The organism is Hyphomicrobiales bacterium (assembly GCA_016125495.1).
Lineage (GTDB): Bacteria > Pseudomonadota > Alphaproteobacteria > Rhizobiales > RI-29 > RI-29.
In genome coordinates this window covers 83,381-98,639 of the sequence record WGLQ01000012.1, presented here as the reverse complement: position 1 = coordinate 98,639, position 15,259 = coordinate 83,381, and the positions used below count along the sequence as shown (strand labels likewise).

General features: G+C 67.1%; 15 protein-coding genes and 1 tRNA gene. 7 read left to right on the top strand and 9 right to left on the bottom strand.

From position 1 onward, the window contains the following. Positions 1 to 17: 17 nt before the first annotated feature. The 7 genes from raiA to GC150_10915 all read right to left on the bottom strand — a co-directional run bounded on the left by raiA (position 18) and on the right by GC150_10915 (position 5,780). On the bottom strand, positions 18 to 593 hold the full coding sequence (gene raiA, locus GC150_10945) for a ribosome-associated translation inhibitor RaiA (protein MBI1385417.1): 576 nt from the start codon (positions 591 to 593) through the stop codon (positions 18 to 20). 216 nt (positions 594 to 809) lie between these two features. Further along, entirely contained in the window at positions 810 to 2,351 is a 1,542-nt protein-coding gene (rpoN, locus tag GC150_10940; GenBank protein MBI1385416.1) for an RNA polymerase factor sigma-54, read from the bottom strand. Positions 2,352 to 2,412: 61 nt separating this feature from the next. Beyond that, positions 2,413 to 3,201: an LPS export ABC transporter ATP-binding protein gene (lptB, locus tag GC150_10935; protein ID MBI1385415.1), complete on the bottom strand. Its 789-nt coding sequence runs from the start codon at positions 3,199 to 3,201 to the stop codon at positions 2,413 to 2,415. Between the two features lie 208 nt (positions 3,202 to 3,409). Continuing rightward, positions 3,410 to 4,078: a hypothetical protein gene (locus GC150_10930; GenBank protein ID MBI1385414.1), complete on the bottom strand. Its 669-nt coding sequence runs from the start codon at positions 4,076 to 4,078 to the stop codon at positions 3,410 to 3,412. Between the two features lie 2 nt (positions 4,079 to 4,080). Beyond that, positions 4,081 to 4,836: an LPS export ABC transporter periplasmic protein LptC gene (gene lptC, locus GC150_10925; GenBank protein MBI1385413.1), complete on the bottom strand. Its 756-nt coding sequence runs from the start codon at positions 4,834 to 4,836 to the stop codon at positions 4,081 to 4,083. Positions 4,837 to 4,949: 113 nt separating this feature from the next. Beyond that, entirely contained in the window at positions 4,950 to 5,561 is a 612-nt protein-coding gene (locus tag GC150_10920; protein ID MBI1385412.1) for a ribonuclease D, read from the bottom strand. 132 nt (positions 5,562 to 5,693) lie between these two features. Beyond that, positions 5,694 to 5,780: transfer RNA gene (locus GC150_10915), tRNA-Leu, on the bottom strand. 205 nt (positions 5,781 to 5,985) lie between these two features. Here GC150_10915 and GC150_10910 point away from each other — a divergent pair. Further along, entirely contained in the window at positions 5,986 to 6,951 is a 966-nt protein-coding gene (locus GC150_10910) for an NAD-dependent epimerase/dehydratase family protein (protein MBI1385411.1), read from the top strand. 30 nt (positions 6,952 to 6,981) lie between these two features. On the opposite strand, the gene GC150_10905 is transcribed toward GC150_10910, so the two are convergent. Next, positions 6,982 to 7,806: an undecaprenyl-diphosphatase gene (locus tag GC150_10905; GenBank protein ID MBI1385410.1), complete on the bottom strand. Its 825-nt coding sequence runs from the start codon at positions 7,804 to 7,806 to the stop codon at positions 6,982 to 6,984. A 211-nt stretch (positions 7,807 to 8,017) separates the two neighbouring features. Here GC150_10905 and GC150_10900 point away from each other — a divergent pair, with 211 nt between their 5' ends. The 3 genes from GC150_10900 to GC150_10890 all read left to right on the top strand — a co-directional run bounded on the left by GC150_10900 (position 8,018) and on the right by GC150_10890 (position 10,834). Further along, positions 8,018 to 8,722, top strand: coding sequence for a glutathione S-transferase family protein (locus tag GC150_10900; GenBank protein ID MBI1385409.1), 705 nt, complete (start codon positions 8,018 to 8,020; stop codon positions 8,720 to 8,722). Next, positions 8,703 to 9,878: a tRNA epoxyqueuosine(34) reductase QueG gene (queG, locus tag GC150_10895; protein ID MBI1385408.1), complete on the top strand. Its 1,176-nt coding sequence runs from the start codon at positions 8,703 to 8,705 to the stop codon at positions 9,876 to 9,878. The genes GC150_10900 and queG overlap by 20 nt, the downstream gene beginning before the upstream one ends. Positions 9,879 to 9,982: 104 nt before the next feature. Then, a complete protein-coding gene (locus GC150_10890; protein MBI1385407.1) occupies positions 9,983 to 10,834 on the top strand; it encodes an NAD(P)-dependent oxidoreductase in 852 nt (283 codons plus the stop codon). A 43-nt stretch (positions 10,835 to 10,877) separates the two neighbouring features. Here GC150_10890 and GC150_10885 read toward each other — a convergent pair whose 3' ends face one another. Continuing rightward, the gene (locus GC150_10885; protein ID MBI1385406.1) at positions 10,878 to 11,699 is read right to left on the bottom strand and encodes an alpha/beta fold hydrolase; all 822 of its coding nucleotides are present in this window, start codon (positions 11,697 to 11,699) and stop codon (positions 10,878 to 10,880) included. 101 nt (positions 11,700 to 11,800) lie between these two features. On the opposite strand from GC150_10885, the gene GC150_10880 reads away from it, so the two are divergent. The 3 genes from GC150_10880 (at position 11,801) to GC150_10870 (ending at position 15,163) form a co-directional block, all read left to right on the top strand. Next, on the top strand, positions 11,801 to 12,997 hold the full coding sequence (locus GC150_10880) for a glycosyltransferase (GenBank protein MBI1385405.1): 1,197 nt from the start codon (positions 11,801 to 11,803) through the stop codon (positions 12,995 to 12,997). A gap of 321 nt (positions 12,998 to 13,318) precedes the next feature. After that, positions 13,319 to 13,840 (top strand): translation initiation factor IF-3, encoded by a 522-nt coding sequence (locus tag GC150_10875; GenBank protein MBI1385404.1) that lies wholly within the window; start codon positions 13,319 to 13,321, stop codon positions 13,838 to 13,840. A gap of 249 nt (positions 13,841 to 14,089) precedes the next feature. Then, positions 14,090 to 15,163: an EamA family transporter gene (locus tag GC150_10870; protein MBI1385403.1), complete on the top strand. Its 1,074-nt coding sequence runs from the start codon at positions 14,090 to 14,092 to the stop codon at positions 15,161 to 15,163. Positions 15,164 to 15,259: the final 96 nt, after the last annotated feature.

Below are 15,259 nucleotides of genomic sequence, written 5' to 3'. Positions count from 1 at the left end.
GGTCTCAACTGTTTGATCTATTTCGGGTCGATCCAACCGATGTTCCCGTCGGCCCGGCGGTAGACCACGTTCAGGCGATCCGTTGCGGCATTGCGAAAAACGAGGCAAGGGGCCTCGCCGAGCTCGAGTGCCATCACGGCGTCGCTGACGGAATGCGTGATCACCAGTGTCTGCACCTCGGCGATGATCGCGGGGCCGGCCTCGACCGCAGCCGGCTCGTTGTCCGCTTCCGGCTCGGCCTTGAGCACGTAGTCCACGGCTTGCTGGGAGCCAACCTGTCCAGGCTTTGGGGCAGCATGGTGACGCCCGACCAGACGGCGCTTGTGGCGGCGCATCCGCTTGTCCAGCCGCTCGACAGCTTCGTCGACGCTGGCATGAGCATCGCTCGCTTCACCCTCCGACTGCAGGATCAGGCCCCAGGAAAGCTGCACCGAGCAGCGGGTCGCAAAGCCGATCCGCGTACGTTCGACGCGGACATGACCCGAAATCGCGCCATCGACGTATTTCGCGATGGCCGATTCGACGCGGTCGGTCGCGTACTCCCTGAGGGCCGCGCCAACGTCGAGGTTGGTGCCGGTAACCTGTAGCGGCATGCTCGGATCCAATTGACTAATCGTCGGAAGCTACTCGGCTGGCTCTCGGCCCCGCTCCACATTGTCACGAACCGGTGGGGGAGAACGCCGACGTCACGCGAAGGAGCGCTCGCGCTCGACGAAGACCCCCCGCAAATCTGCGATAGCCAACCCACGGCAGGCTGTCAAATCAAGCCGCGCGGGGCTTGCCTGCCACCCGCGCCCACCGGGACGGCCTCAAGAGGCGAGGCGCGTGGTCCGCTCCGTGATGCGCTTCATCCGGCGGCGCTGCACCGAGGATGGAATGCTCATGCCTTCCCGGTATTTGGCGACCGTGCGGCGAGCGATGTCGATGCCCCCGTCGCGAAGGAGTTCGACGATCTTGTCGTCGGAAAGAACGTTCTCGGCGGTCTCGGCGTCGATCAACTGGCGGATGCGGTGGCGTACCGATTCCGAGGAGAGCGCCTCGCCGTCGCCGGCCGACGAAATCGCCGACGTGAAGAAGTATTTCAACTCGAAGATGCCCCGGGGGGTCGCCATGTACTTGTTCGAGGTCACCCGGCTGACGGTCGATTCGTGCATCTGGATCGCGTCGGCAATGGTGCGCAGATTGAGGGGGCGAAGGTGTTCGACGCCGTAGGTCAGAAACGCATCCTGCTGGCGCACGATCTCCTCGGACACCTTGAGAATGGTGCGTGCCCGCTGGTCGAGGCTCTTGACGAGCCAGCTCGCGGTCTGCAGGCAACCCGTCAGGTAGGAACGATCGTCCTCGTTTCGCACACCCCGGCTCACGCTCGCGAAATAGCTCTGGTTGACGAGCACTTTGGGCAGTGTCTCGCCATTCAGTTCCACCAGCCATGAACCGTCCTGACGGGCGCGCACGAGCACATCGGGGACGACCGGTTGGACACTGACGCTGCCGAACCGCAGGCCGGGTTTGGCGTCGAGGCCACGGATTTCCTGGATGATGTCGGCCAGATCCTCCTGGTTCAACCGGCAGGCCCGGCGCAGACTGGCGAAATCGTGCGACGCGAGCAGGTGCAGGTTGTCGAGCACACTGGCGATGAGTGGATCGTAGCGATTGCGCTCGCGAAGCTGGATGGTGAGGCACTCGACGACGCTGCGGGCCGCGACGCCGGCTGGGTCGAAGCGCTGAATCATGGCGAGAACCCGCTCGATGCGGGCGAGCGGCACGCCGAGCTGGTCGGCGACCTCGGAGAGGCCGCCGCGCAAGTAGCCGGCCTCGTCCACCATGTCGATCAGATGCTCGCCGATCAGCCTGTCGATCGGGTCGCGAATCGTGGCGGCGAGCTGATCGTGGAGGTGGTCGGCCAGGGTTCGCGCCTCGGACACGAAGCCCTCGAGGTCGTAGTCGTCGCCAACCATCCCGCCGGAACCGGACTTGCCGGTCCCCCAGCTCGAGAGGCCGGGCGCGGCGAGTTCGGCGAACGAGGCCTCCGGATCGATGCTGGCATAGTCCGCGTCGAGGGCCTGGACGGCCTCTCCAGGGGCGTTGCTGGCCCACTCGTCGGTCGAAGCCACCTCGCCGGGCAAGGACGTAGCGGACTCGACCTCCCGCGCCGGCTCGGCGGCCGGGGCCTCGAAGCGATCGCCATCGCCCTCGACGCGCTCGAGGATCGGATTGCGCTCGAGTTCGGCCTCGACGAAGGCCGCCAGCTCGAGGTTCGATAGCTGCAACAGCTTTATCGCCTGCTGCAGTTGCGGCGTCATCACCAGCGTTTGGCTCTGGCGCAGCTCGAGTTTGGCGGAAAGCGACATTACTCGGTACCTTCACCGTCCCCACGCCGATGAGGCATACAGGAGTAGGCTTTCGCGAGCCTTAATCGAACATGTCGCCGAGATAGACCCGACGGACATCGGGATTACTCACGATTTCATCGGGGGTGCCGGCGGCCAGCACGCGACCCTCGTGGATGATGTAGGCGCGGTCGATGAGTTCGAGCGTCTCACGAACGTTGTGGTCGGTTATCAGAACGCCGATGCCGCGCCCGGTCAATTGGCGCACGAGAGAGCGGATGTCGCCGATGGCGATCGGGTCGATGCCGGCGAATGGTTCGTCCAGAAGCATGAAGGACGGATTGGACGCGAGGGCGCGGGCGATCTCGCAACGCCTGCGCTCGCCGCCGGACAGGGCGATCGACGGGCTCTTTCGGCGGGCTTCGATCTTGAATTCGGCGAGCAGTTGTTCGAGCCGCTCGGCGCGGCGGCGGCGATCCGGCTCGGCGATCTCGAGCACCGCCATGATGTTCTCTTCGACGGTGAGCCCCCGGAAGATGGAGGCTTCCTGCGGCAGATAGCCGATGCCGAGGCGGGCGCGACGGTACATCGGGTAGCGGGTGATGTCCTGACCGTCGATCAGCACGCTTCCCTCGTCCGGGGAAACGAGGCCGGTGGGCATGTAGAAGACAGTCGTCTTGCCCGCGCCATTGGGGCCGAGCAGCCCTACCGACTCGCCGCGCCCGACGTCGATGCTGACGCCTTGCACGACCTGGCGGCGCTTATAGGCCTTCTTGACGTCCTGCACGGTCAGCCAACCCTCGCCCGCGACCGGTCGGGTCATTTGGTTGGCGGCCGTTGCCTCGCGGCGGGCCTGAGGAGCCTGCACCATGGCGCCGCCGCGCGCCAGCTGCGGCGGGCGGACGGGCGCCGGAGCGTGCGCGCGCACGCTGCCATCGAGCCGGGGCGGAGCGTACGCGTTCGAGGAGCCGGTCGCGGGCGCGTCTGGCGCGTTCCGACGCCCCTCCCGCTCGCGGCCGGCCGCCGAAAGGACGCGGCCTAATCCCTTGAAGCGCCCCGACCAGGACTGACCCGAACCGCTATTGCCCACCCGTCGCCCCGCTGGTTTGACCGGCCGGCTTGCTGGTTCGCGTAAAGAGGCCGCTGATCCGACCACCCTTGAGCTGGCTGAGGCCACTGACGAGGTCGATCTCGAGTGATTTGCCACGCAGGACGTTGGTCGCCTGGCTGAGAACCACGTCGCCGGAGATCACGATCTTCTGGGCGGCGACGTCGAAATCGGCCTCGTCACCCGTGGCCGTGTTGTCCGGCCCGTTCGAGACGAGAACCTTGCCACTGGCCACGATGCGGGTGACGTTCGTGCCGGCGGCCGGACCGGCGGTGGCGACCTGACCGGCGCCTGGGCTCGGCTGGTCCGAATAGTACACCGTGAGCGTGCTCGAGCGGATCGAGAATTCACCCTGCTTGGCCAGCACGTTGCCCGTGAAGACGGCGGTCTTGGCGGCGTCGTTCACGTCGAGCCGGTTCGCCTCGATGGCGATCGGCGCGTTCTGGTCTGCGGCGAACCCGCCGAAACTGTTGGCGAGCTGCTGGGCAGCGGCCGGGGCGACAGCCAGTACGAGAGCGGCGGCAAGGGCCAAGACAGCCGGCAGCCGCCCCCGCTCCGCTCCGAATGACCTGCCACGGTTCCTGCGCGCCCTGTCGCAGCAATGCGGACCGGCGTTCCTGGCGCTCGGCTCAAAGAACATTCTCAGCCTCCGTTCGTCGACACCACAGCGGCCGCCGCGGGCGCGGCGCCGGTCGGGCTCGCCTCCGGACGCTTGCGGATGTTCACCTTGACGCGTCCGAGAAAACTGATCGTACGGTCTTTTCCCCGAATCGTCATTCTCTGAGCGGCTACGTCCCCGTTCAACATTTCGAAGTGCACGGGCCGGTCGGTCCTGACCATTTCGAAGCGCATCAGCACTTCGGCCCGTTCCATCGTGCCGCGCATGCCCTCGTCGTTGCCGATCGTGATCCCGTCGCGCATGTCGAGGCGCTCCTTCTTGGTATTGAAGGTGCCGGCCGTCGCCTGCAGCGTCATCCAGCCGCCGTCCGCCTCGGTCATCCGCGCATCGATCCGCTCGAGTTCGATGACGTCGGGCACGGCGAGGTTCTGGATGGCGCGCTCGGCGCGCACGGTGTAGCTGCCCCCTTCGTCCGTGACGCCCTCGAGTTGCGGATTGATCATCGTCAGACGGTCGCTACTGAGCTGCACGCCGGCTATTCGTGCCGTGAGGTTGCCGCTGGTGAAGCCCAGGCTCGCGAATGCGAAGTAACTGAGGAAGGCGAGCACGGCGACGCCGGGCAGGGCACGGCGCAGCACGTGGACGAGGCGCGAATGACGGTGCGCTGCAGCCAGCGCCACGGTAAGCCTATCGGGCGCGGGCGGCAAAGGCCCATCGCCGCGACCGCTGAACGGGCGACGCCCCGGCCAGCGTCGCTCCATTGTCGCCGAAATGGTCATCACCGAGCAGCCCGAAAAGGAATCGACCGGACTTCTATGCCCGGGCACTTGGTCCGAATTTGGATCGCGCCCGGCAACCGCGAAAGCCACTCCGGGGGCCGCCCACTACCAAATCAGTGGGCGAAAATATCCTCACCCGGCCAGCCAGCGAGGTCGAGTTCGACGCGGGTCGCGAGGAAACCGAAGCACGCCTCGGCGAGCGCCGCGCGCTGCTCGCGCTCGAGCATCGCGTCGAGCCGTTCACGAAGGGCGTGCAGATGGAGCACGTCGGTTGCCGCATAGGCGCGCTGTTCGTCGCTGAGGTCGTCGCGCCCCCAGTCCGAACTCTGCTGGACCTTCGACATGTCGACATCGAGCAGCTCGCGAGCGAGATCCTTGAGGCCGTGGCGATCGGTGTAGGTGCGCGCGAGGCGCGAAGCAATCTTGGTGCAATAGACCGGGGCCGGCATGACACCGAACGTGCGATAGAGGATCGCCATGTCGAAGCGGGCGAAATGGAAGATCTTGGTGATGGAGGGATCGGCCAGCAGAGCCGCGAGCCTCGGCGCCTCGCTCTGACCGCGGGCGATCTGCACCGCGATGGCCCGCCCATCGCCGCCCGAAAGCTGGACCAGGCAGAGGCGGTCCCGCGCCGGGACGAGGCCCATCGTCTCGGTGTCGATGGCGACGGCACCCGCAAAGGTCACGTGCTCGGGAAGGTCGTGCTTGTAAACCCGGGCCGTCATCGCGCCTCGCCTTCTGGAAGGTCCATCGCGGGGTGCGGTGTACGCCAGCCGCCCATCACAGGAGGGCGGAACCCCCAATTGCAGCGGGCCGACGCGGCATCGGCCGGCACCAGCCGGTTCCACGCCGACACTTGGTGCCCAGGAGAAGACTCGAACTTCCACTGCCTTGCGGCAACTGGCACCTGAAGCCAGCGCGTCTACCAATTCCGCCACCTGGGCACGAGCGGCTGGGTTAGTCGGGAGCCGAGCGAAAGTCAATTCTGGATCGTGGCGGGGCGTGCGAATACGGGCGGGCTCGCCCGCGGTATGCACCCGAGCCGATAGCGTCGGGCGGTGATGCTTCACTTTGCCGGCCCGGATGTATATCTCGAAGGCGAGGCGCCGCGGGCGGTGCGCCGGACGCAGCCAGGGTGGGCAAGGTCGAATGCAGCAAGGTGATCTGGTCACGGTTTTCGGCGGCTCGGGGTTCGTCGGGCGGCATGTGGTGCGGGCGTTGGCGAGGGGGGGCTACCGGGTTCGCGTCGCCGTGCGCCGACCGGACCTCGCTGGCCATCTCCAACCCATGGGCACACCCGGCCAGATCCACGCCGTCCAAGCCAATGTGCGCTTTCCCGAGAGTGTCGCGCGCGCCGTCGCCGGGGCGAGAGCCGTCGTCAATCTCGTCGCCATCCTGAACGAACGGGGCGACCAGAGCTTCCAAAGCGTGCACGTCGAGGGAGCCCGCGCCGTGGCGAGCGCCACACGTGATCGTGGCATCGAGCGGCTCGTTCACATCTCGGCGATCGGCGCGGACCCGGCGTCCCCCTCCGACTACGCACGCAGCAAGGCGGAGGCCGAGCGAGCGGTGCTCGATCTCGTGCCGAGCGCCATCATCTTGCGGCCCTCGATCGTGTTCGGGCCGGAGGACGATTTCTTCAACCGGTTCGCGGCGATGGCGCGGCTGGCGCCGATGCTGCCGCTGATCGGGGGCGGCAAGACGCGCTTCCAGCCGGTCTACGTCGTTGATCTCGCCCTGGCCGTTGCCCGCGCCATCGGTGGTCGGGCAGAGGCGGGCGCGATCTACGAGATCGGCGGGCCGGAGATCCTCAGCTTTCGCCAGCTCATGGAACGGGTGCTCGCCTACTCGGGGCGCGAGCGCATGCTGATGAACGTGCCGTTCTGGCTCGCGCGGCTGAAAGCGGCGGCGCTGTCGCTGCTGCCGAATCCGCCGATCACCAGGGATCAGGTCCGCCTGCTCGCCGTCGACAACGTCGTCAGCGCGGACGCGCTCGCACAAGGGCGCACACTCGCTGGGCTCGGCATCGACAAGCCTATGGCCATCGAGACCGTGGTTCCGGAGTATCTCGAGCGCTTCCATCCCAAGGGGCAGTTCGCGCGCTACCGCGCCTGAGCCGGTCGGGACGTCCGGCCACGTGCGACTTCAGGCGGTGAGCCAACCCCCATAGGCGAGCGACAACAGCAGCACGCCGAGGGCGATGCGGTAGAGCACGAACGGCAGGAAGCTGATACGCTTGACGAGCGCCATCAGGAAGGCGATCGCCGCCAGCGCCGAAAAGAACGTCAAGACACCGGCGAGGATCGCATCGGCCGGGATGCCAGCCCCAACCTCCATGGCCTCGATGCCGGTAAAGAGCCCTGCACCGGCAATCGCGGGGATTCCCAGCAGGAAGGAAAAGCGGGCCGCCTCGGCGCGGGTGAAGCCGAGCGCGCGGGCAGCCGTCATGGTCGCTCCGGAGCGGCTGGTGCCGGGAATGAGGGCCATCGCCTGGGCCAGGCCGATGAGGAGAGCCGGGGCGATCCGCATATCCTCCATGACGCGCAATTGCGGGCCGAAGCGGTCGGCGAGGTACATGAGCACCCCCCAGATGATGGCATTCCAGCCAACGATCTGGATGGCGACGCTCCCGGAACGAAAGAAGTCGGCATAGCCGGCGTCCTTGAGATAAAGGCCGAAAGCGACCGCCGGAACCGTGGCGACCAGGATGTAGAGCGCGATGGCGCCATAGGGCGTCATGCGCAGGCGCAGGAGGTCGAGCCCTCCGGCCAGCAACTTCAGTATGTCGCGCCAGAAATAGACGATAACGGCAAAGAGCGAGCCAACGTGAACCATGACATCGGTGACGAGCCCCTGATCGCCCCACCCCGTCAGCGCCGGCAGTAGAAGCAAATGGCCGGAGGAAGAAATCGGCAGGAACTCGGTAATGCCCTGGATGAGCGCGATGATGATGATTTGCTCGAGGGACATGGGGGCTGGATTCCTGGTCACTTTGGCTGCAACGGACGCCCGGCTGGCGTAGGGCACGGTTCGATCGGACCGCAAGCGCCGACGGCAGACGCGATATCATGGCATTGTGACGGATCGGAACGGCCGCGCGGACGGCGATCTATATCCGAATCGTGCCACAATCGAAGTGGTCAATCGGCCACGTCGTTGGCGAAGCGCTCCGGGCCCCGAGATGCACGAGTTGCACCATTACCGATTGTGCCCGTTCTCGCGCTCGATCCGGCTGGCGCTCGACGAGTTGCAGATCGCAGTCGACCTCATCGAGGAGCGGCCCTGGGAATGGCGTCCCGCGTTCCTCGCCATCAACCCGGCTGGCAATCTCCCGGTGCTGCGCTTGGACCAGGGCCAGGGAACGATCCTCGTCGGCGCCTATGCGATCTCGGAATACCTCGGCGATACGCTGCCGCGTCACCCGGTCGACGGTGGTCCGGTGCCGCTGTTTCCGGGCTCGGGCATCGAGCGGGCCGAATGCCGGCAACTGGTCGACTGGTTCCACCGCAAGACGAACGACGAGGCGACGCGCCACCTGCTCGAGGAAAAGCTCTACAAGCGGTTCCGTTCCGGGTTCGGGGAGGCGCCGGACGTCGAAACCATGCGGGCCGTCCGCCAGAACCTCGGCTACAGTCTCGGTTACATCGATTTCCTGCTGGGCGACCGGCAGTGGCTCGCGGGCGATGCGCTGAGCTTTGCCGATCTCGCGGCGGCCGCGCACGTCTCGGTGGCGGACTACCTCAACGAAATCGACTGGGCGGCGCATGCCCCCATGCAGGACTGGTATGCGAGGCTCAAGTCGCGCCCCTCCATGCGGCGCATCCTCGCCGAGCGCGTGCCGGGTGCGGCACCGCCTCCGCGCCACTATGGTGACCCCGATTTCTGAGAGCGCGGGCAAACCGGAACGGCTGATCGAGGCGCTACGCGAAGTGGCGCGCGAAATCGGTTTCGATGCTATCGGCGTGACGTCGCCGGCATCGAGCGGGCTGGCTGGCGAACGGCTCGACAGCTTCCTCGAACTTGGTCGGCACGGCGAAATGGCGTGGATGGCAACCACTGCCGAGCGCCGACGCGATCCGCGCGCGCTCTGGCCCGAGGCGCGAAGCGTCATCGCCTGTGCCATGAGCTATGCGCCCGGCCGCGATCCCCTCGAAGCGCTGGCGCGACCCGAAGTGGGCGCCATCTCGTGCTACGCGCAGGGCAAGGACTACCACGTGGTGCTCAAGAAGGCCCTCAAGCGGCTGGCGGGCTGGCTGGCACAGCGCACCGGTGCCGAGGTCAAGGTGTTCGTCGATACCGCTCCGCTCATGGAAAAGCCGCTGGCGGCGGCGGCCGGTCTCGGCTGGCAGGGCAAACACACCAACCTCGTCTCGCGCCGGCACGGCTCCTGGCTGTTCCTCGGCATGATCCTGACGACGGCGGAGATCGATGCGAGCGAACCCGAACGCGACCATTGCGGACGCTGCAGGCGCTGCCTCGACATCTGCCCGACCGGCGCCTTTCCAGCCCCCTACCAGCTCGATGCGCGGCGCTGCGTTTCCTATCTCACCATCGAGCATCGCGGGCACATTCCGCTCGAGCTGCGCGAGGGGATCGGAAACCGCGTCTTCGGATGCGACGACTGTCTCGCGGTCTGCCCCTGGAACAAATTCGCCGAGGCGGCGCGCGAGGTGCGATTCCATGCACGCGCGGGGCTGACGGAGCCGGCGCTCGTGGCGCTCATCATGCTCGACGAGGCGGACTTCCAGGAACGGTTCCAGGGAAGCCCGGTGAAACGAGCTGGGCGGGCCGGGCTCGTCAGGAACGCGCTCATCGCGGCCGGCAACAGCGGGCGGCGCGATCTCCTCGAGGCCGTGCGAGGCCGGCTCGACGATACCTCCCCCGTCGTTCGCGGCGCGGCGGTCTGGGCGCTCGGACGGATTGCGGAAAGCACAGAGATCGGGCACGAGGCGGAGCGACGTATGACGGTCGAAGCGGACGAGGAGGTTCGCGCGGCCTGGCGCCGGGCGCTCGCCGGTCGGGCCGGCGCAACGCCGACTTGAGGACGCGCCGGCCCGCCAAGCACGATCACGAGGGGCAACGAGCCTTGCAGCATCTCTTCATTTTCGGGCTCGGCTTTTCGGCGCGAGCCGTGGCACGGGCGGCCATGACGGCGGGCATGCACGTCACTGGGACCTCACGCAGCGAGGAAGGGACCGGGCGCATCCGCGCGATGGGGGCCGAGGGGGTCGTCTTCGAGCCGGGGCGGACGGGTGCCCTGCCGCTCGATCCCTCGATCACGCATCTGCTCGTCTCGGTGCCACCGACCGATCCGCGCAAGGCGAGTCCCGGGCTCGAAGGGCCCGACGATCCCGTGCTCGCCACCATGGCCGATGCGATCCGGGCGCTGCCGAAGCTCGAGTGGATCGGCTATCTCTCGACCATCGGTGTCTATGGGGACCGCGGCGGCGCGTGGATCGACGAGGAGGCCGAACTGGTGCCGTCCTCGGAACGCAGTGCCCGGCGGGTGCGGGCCGAGCGGGCGTGGCTCGATTTCGGCGCAGCAATGGGCTGCCGTGTCCAGGTCTTTCGTCTCGCCGGCATCTACGGGCCCGGCCGCAACGTCATCGAGAGCCTGAGGCGCGGCCGCGAACGCCTCGTCATCAAGAAGGGTCAGGTCTTCAACCGGATCCACGCCGATGACATCGCGCGAACCGTGCTGGCCGGCATGGCGTCGCAAAGCCCGGTGTCGATCTTCAACGTGACCGACGACGAGCCGGCGGCACCACAGGAGGTGATGGCCTTCGCCGCCGCGCTCGCCGGGCTCGCGCTGCCGCCGGCGGTGCCGTTCGAAGAGGCCGAGCTCTCGGAAATGGCGCGCACCTTCTATGGCGAATGCAAGCGGGTGCGGAACCAGCGGATCAAGTCGGTCCTGGGGGTCGAACTCGCCTATCCGACCTATCGCGAGGGGCTGCGGGCGGTCTGGGCGGCGGAGCAAGCCGGCGGGAATGGCGGCTGAGCCACACCTCGAAGAGCTGGCCAGCGCGGCTCGGTCGGCCGCGTCAGGGGCCGGGCGCGGGGGTCGCGGTCGGTTCGATCAGTCCGGCGATGACCTCGAGCATAAGGGCTATGTCGCGCGGTCGCGAGAGACGGTGCTCGCCATCCTTGATGAGCGTGAGTTGAACGTCCTCGTCGGCGAGCAGATCCGCCAACTCCAGCGAGCCCTGCCAGGGCACATCGGGATCGCGCATGCCATGGATGACGCGGACAGGGCAGCCGGCGACGAACGGGCGACCGGCGATGAGATGATCGCGGCCCTCCTCGATGAGGCGCAACGCGAGCGGATAGGGGCCATCGTCATAGGCCGATGGGCGGTACCAGACGCCTTCGGCGCGCAGCGTTTCGCGAGTCTCGGCCGGAAAGCGCGACCACATCAGGCGCTCGGTCATGTCCCAGGCCGGTGCGATCAGCACGAGGCCGCGAATGCGGGCGGCGATCGCGGGAGCATGCGCGCGCAGCCGGCGGACGGCGAGCAGCGCCAGCCAGCCACCCATGCTCGAGCCGACCAGGACCTGCGGCCCGCTGGTCAGCTCGCGGACGACCGCAACGAGTTCGTCCAGCCAGTCGCCGATCGTCGCGTTCAGGAATTCACCCGGGGATTCGCCGACGCCTGAGACATCGAACCGCGTCAGCCCGACGTCGTTCGTGCGTGCCCAGGCGGCGAGCGCGGTCACCTTGGTCGAGGTCATGACCGAGCGAAAGCCATTGATCCAGACGAGACCGGGGCGAGCTTCGCTGCCCGACTGGACGCGGTAGGCGATGCGACGGACCGGCCCACCGGGGCGGCCTGCAAGTTCGAGGAATTGCGGGCTCGCTTCGACCATTCTACTTCTCGCTTCTCGCGTGCCCGCGACACCCGCGGCCACCTGCATGGCCACCACCCGAAAGGTCGACGAGCCAAGTGAACAAGAAACCCATCACGGTCATGCAGATCATTCCGCGCCTCGATACTGGCGGGGCGGAGCTTTCGGCAATCGAAATCACCGACGCTTTGACACGCGCGGGCGCGCAGGCACTGGTCGTCAGCGAGGGCGGGCGGCTCGAACAGAACGTGCGCGACGCCGGGGGCGAATTGATCCGGCTCGCGGTCGCCACCAAGAACCCATGGATGCTGAGGCGTAATGCGAGTGCCCTGACGCGCCTCGTCGCCGATCGGGGCGTCGCCTTGTTGCACGCGCGCAGCCGCGCTCCGGCCTGGAGCGCGCTCTGGGCGGCGCGGCGTGCCGGCGTGCCACTGGTGACGACCTACCACGGCGCCTATGGCGAGAACGGCCCGCTGAAACGGCTCTACAACAGCGTGATGGCCCGAGGCGACGTGGTGATCGCCAATTCGAACTACACGGCCGATCTTGTGCGGCGGCGCTACGGCACCGAGCGCGAACGCATCACGGTCATCCATCGCGGCGTCGATCTCGAGCGCTTCGATCCGAGCGCGGTGGACCGCGCGCGAGTCACGGCACTCGCGCGCGCATGGGGGCTGGTCGGTGGCGAGAGGGTCATCCTGCAGGCCGCCCGGCTGACGGGCTGGAAGGGGCATCGCGAAGTCGTCTCCGCGCTCGGGCTGCTGTCGAAACGCGGCGAACTCGCGCCGGACTGCGTGGCGATCATGGCCGGCGACGCACAGGGTCGCGACAGCTATCGGGCCGAAATCGAACGTATGATCCGCGATGAGGGCCTCGAGGGCCGCATCCTCCTCGTCGGGCATTGCACCGACATGCCGGCCGCTTTCGCGCTCGCGCACGTCGCGGTGGTCGCCTCCAACGAGCCGGAAGCCTTCGGGCGGGCAGCGGTCGAAGCGCAGGCCATGGGCACACCCGTGATCTCGACCAACATCGGGGCTCCGCCGGAAACCGTGCGGTCCGGCTCGACGTCGAGCGCGGAAGCAACGGGCTGGCTGGTGCCGCCGCTCGCGCCCGACCGGCTCGCGACCGCGATCCTGGCGGCCCTCGAGCTCGATGCCGACGAGCGGGCGGCCATGGGACAACGGGCGCGGGTGCATGTCGCGGCACGCTTCTCGGTTCGCGCCATGCAGGTGGCGACCCTCGAGGTCTACGACCGGCTGATCGCAAGCCGCCTCGCCGCCGGTTTCGCGGCCGGGATCGAACGGAGCGTCGGGAGCTGATCACCCACTGGTGCCGCCCCCAACGACAGTGCTCGGGCCACGCACGGCGCCACGCCTCCAGCTGCCCGCCATCACGAACCGGGCAAATGCTCGATGCGCGGCGGGCACAGACTATCCCCAGGAGGTCGAACCCTCAGCACTCGCCTTGTCAGGAATGGCGTCGGGCGAGTATCATGGTCGGCGCGGTGGCCAGCCGATGCGATCGGCCGCTACCGGCTGCGCGATCGCGGCGTCGGGCCGCACAGGGTGCAACGACGAGTTCCGCGGCAGCGCAGTGGAGGAAACAGCAGAGGAGACCGAGCAATTCGCCGCCCAAAACCGATGAAGCCCGAGCGGGAGACCGACGGCCCACGTATCAACGACTCGATCCGCACACGCGAAGTGCAGCTGATTGACGACACCGGACAGAACGTCGGCGTCGTTGCGACGGATGCCGCGCTGCAACGTGCCATGGATGCGGGGCTCGATCTGGTGGAGATTGCTCCCAATTCGACCCCGCCGGTCTGCAAGATCATGGACTTCGGAAAATTCAAGTATCAAAGCCAGAAGAAGGCTTCCGAAGCCAAGAAGAAGCAAAAGATCGTCGAGATAAAAGAAATCAAGATGCGTCCGAACATCGATACGCACGACTACGAAGTCAAGATGCGTAACATCCGGCGCTTCTTCGAGGACGGGGACAAGGTCAAGGTCACCTTGCGCTTTCGAGGGCGCGAAATGGCGCATCAGAACCTCGGCATGGAGTTGCTCGCCCGGGTTCGTGACGAACTCGGCGAGAGCGCCAAGGTCGAGTCGGAGCCTCGTCTCGAGGGCCGGCAGATGATCATGGTGCTGGCGCCGCGCTGACCGCACCGAGGTCGACCGGCCGAAGATTTTGCGGTCGGACCATACGGGCGAACGAATTCGAGGAGCGCCTCTCGGCGCTCCTTTGCTTTTTCGCTTCGGCACCGCCGGAGCCATCGCTCTCGCAGCACAACGGACTGTGCAGGATCAACGCCCTGCAAGGCCCGGCGTCAGACATCTGCCATGCTCACATCCCACTTGACCGCCGCGGCGCGAGAGGGCTGACGTCGATTTTGTTGGATTTGGATCGGGATGGGGCGGATGGACGCCAGAGCGACATCAGGCGGCGCCGGCGCACAGCCACCTCCCGCCGCCCCCCAGGTGAGCACCACCAGCCAGGACGATGGCAAGCGGCATGCCGAGCAGGGCCGGGCCAACGTCGCGGCAGTCGGTTACCTGATGATCGGCATCGCCACCTTTTCATTGCAGGACGTCGTCATCAAGCACTTGAGCGGGGCCTATCCCGTCGGGCAGATCATTCTCCTCAGGTCGTTGGTCCAAGCCCCGCTCCTCATCGTCTTTGCGCTCTACTTCGCAAATGACCGCAGGCTGAGCACACGCCGGCCGCTGTTGCACTTCGTGCGCTCGCTGATGATGCTGACGGCCTACACCACTTACTATCTGGCTATCGCGGCAATGCCCCTTGCCGAAGCCGTCACGATCGCGTTCGCCGCGCCGATCTTCATCACCATCTTCGCCTCGGTATTGCTGCGCGAGCCGGTCGGCGTGCGCCGATGGTTCGGGGTTCTCGTCGGCTTCGCTGGCGTCCTCGTCATGATGCGGCCCGGCGCAGGTGCCTTCGAGCCGGCCGCGCTCTTTGCGGTGGTCGCGGCAATGGCTTATGCCGGAGCCCAACTCATGGCGCGCTTCCTCGGACGCGAGGATTCCAGCACCCTCATGGCGGTCTACGCCAGCCCGGCCTACATCATCCTCGGGGCCGCGCTCGGGATCGCCTTCGGCGACGGCAGCATGGCCGATACCAGCCATCCGAGCCTGGAGTTCATGACGCGGGCCTGGGTCTGGCCGCCGCTCGACCACCTCCTGATGATGCTCTCGACGGGTATCATCTCGGCGGTCGGCATGGTGTTCCTCGCCAAGGCCTATGCGCGAGGCGAGGCGAGCGTGGTGGCGGCATTCGAATACACGGGTCTCGCCTGGGCGGTGCTCTGGGGCGCGCTCATCTGGCGGGAGTGGCCCGATCTCTGGACGCTCGCCGGGATGACCCTGCTGGTCGGCTCGGGTCTCTACATTCTCTTGCGCGAGCGTCAGAACAACCGACCGATCGTCGCCAAGCCCGGCCGATTGAGGGTGCGATCGGGGCTCTGAATGTGCCTTGCGACGGCGCTTTGGCCGTTGAAGCCGGCGACCAGTTGAATTATACACGGCGGCTGGAGCCGACCGGCGGGGCATGCCGTGTCGGCT

Coding starts and splice junctions, on each gene's coding strand:
- raiA (MBI1385417.1), bottom strand. CDS start 593: ATGCCGCTACAGGTTACCGGCACCAACCTCGACGTTGGCGCGGCCCTC.
- rpoN (MBI1385416.1), bottom strand. CDS start 2,351: ATGTCGCTTTCCGCCAAACTCGAGCTGCGCCAGAGCCAAACGCTGGTG.
- lptB (MBI1385415.1), bottom strand. CDS start 3,201: ATGGTGCAGGCTCCTCAGGCCCGCCGCGAGGCAACGGCCGCCAACCAA.
- GC150_10930 (MBI1385414.1), bottom strand. CDS start 4,078: ATGTTCTTTGAGCCGAGCGCCAGGAACGCCGGTCCGCATTGCTGCGAC.
- lptC (MBI1385413.1), bottom strand. CDS start 4,836: ATGACCATTTCGGCGACAATGGAGCGACGCTGGCCGGGGCGTCGCCCG.
- GC150_10920 (MBI1385412.1), bottom strand. CDS start 5,561: ATGACGGCCCGGGTTTACAAGCACGACCTTCCCGAGCACGTGACCTTT.
- GC150_10910 (MBI1385411.1), top strand. CDS start 5,986: ATGCAGCAAGGTGATCTGGTCACGGTTTTCGGCGGCTCGGGGTTCGTC.
- GC150_10905 (MBI1385410.1), bottom strand. CDS start 7,806: ATGTCCCTCGAGCAAATCATCATCATCGCGCTCATCCAGGGCATTACC.
- GC150_10900 (MBI1385409.1), top strand. CDS start 8,018: ATGCACGAGTTGCACCATTACCGATTGTGCCCGTTCTCGCGCTCGATC.
- queG (MBI1385408.1), top strand. CDS start 8,703: ATGGTGACCCCGATTTCTGAGAGCGCGGGCAAACCGGAACGGCTGATC.
- GC150_10890 (MBI1385407.1), top strand. CDS start 9,983: ATGACGGCGGGCATGCACGTCACTGGGACCTCACGCAGCGAGGAAGGG.
- GC150_10885 (MBI1385406.1), bottom strand. CDS start 11,699: ATGGTCGAAGCGAGCCCGCAATTCCTCGAACTTGCAGGCCGCCCCGGT.
- GC150_10880 (MBI1385405.1), top strand. CDS start 11,801: ATGCAGATCATTCCGCGCCTCGATACTGGCGGGGCGGAGCTTTCGGCA.
- GC150_10875 (MBI1385404.1), top strand. CDS start 13,319: ATGAAGCCCGAGCGGGAGACCGACGGCCCACGTATCAACGACTCGATC.
- GC150_10870 (MBI1385403.1), top strand. CDS start 14,090: ATGGGGCGGATGGACGCCAGAGCGACATCAGGCGGCGCCGGCGCACAG.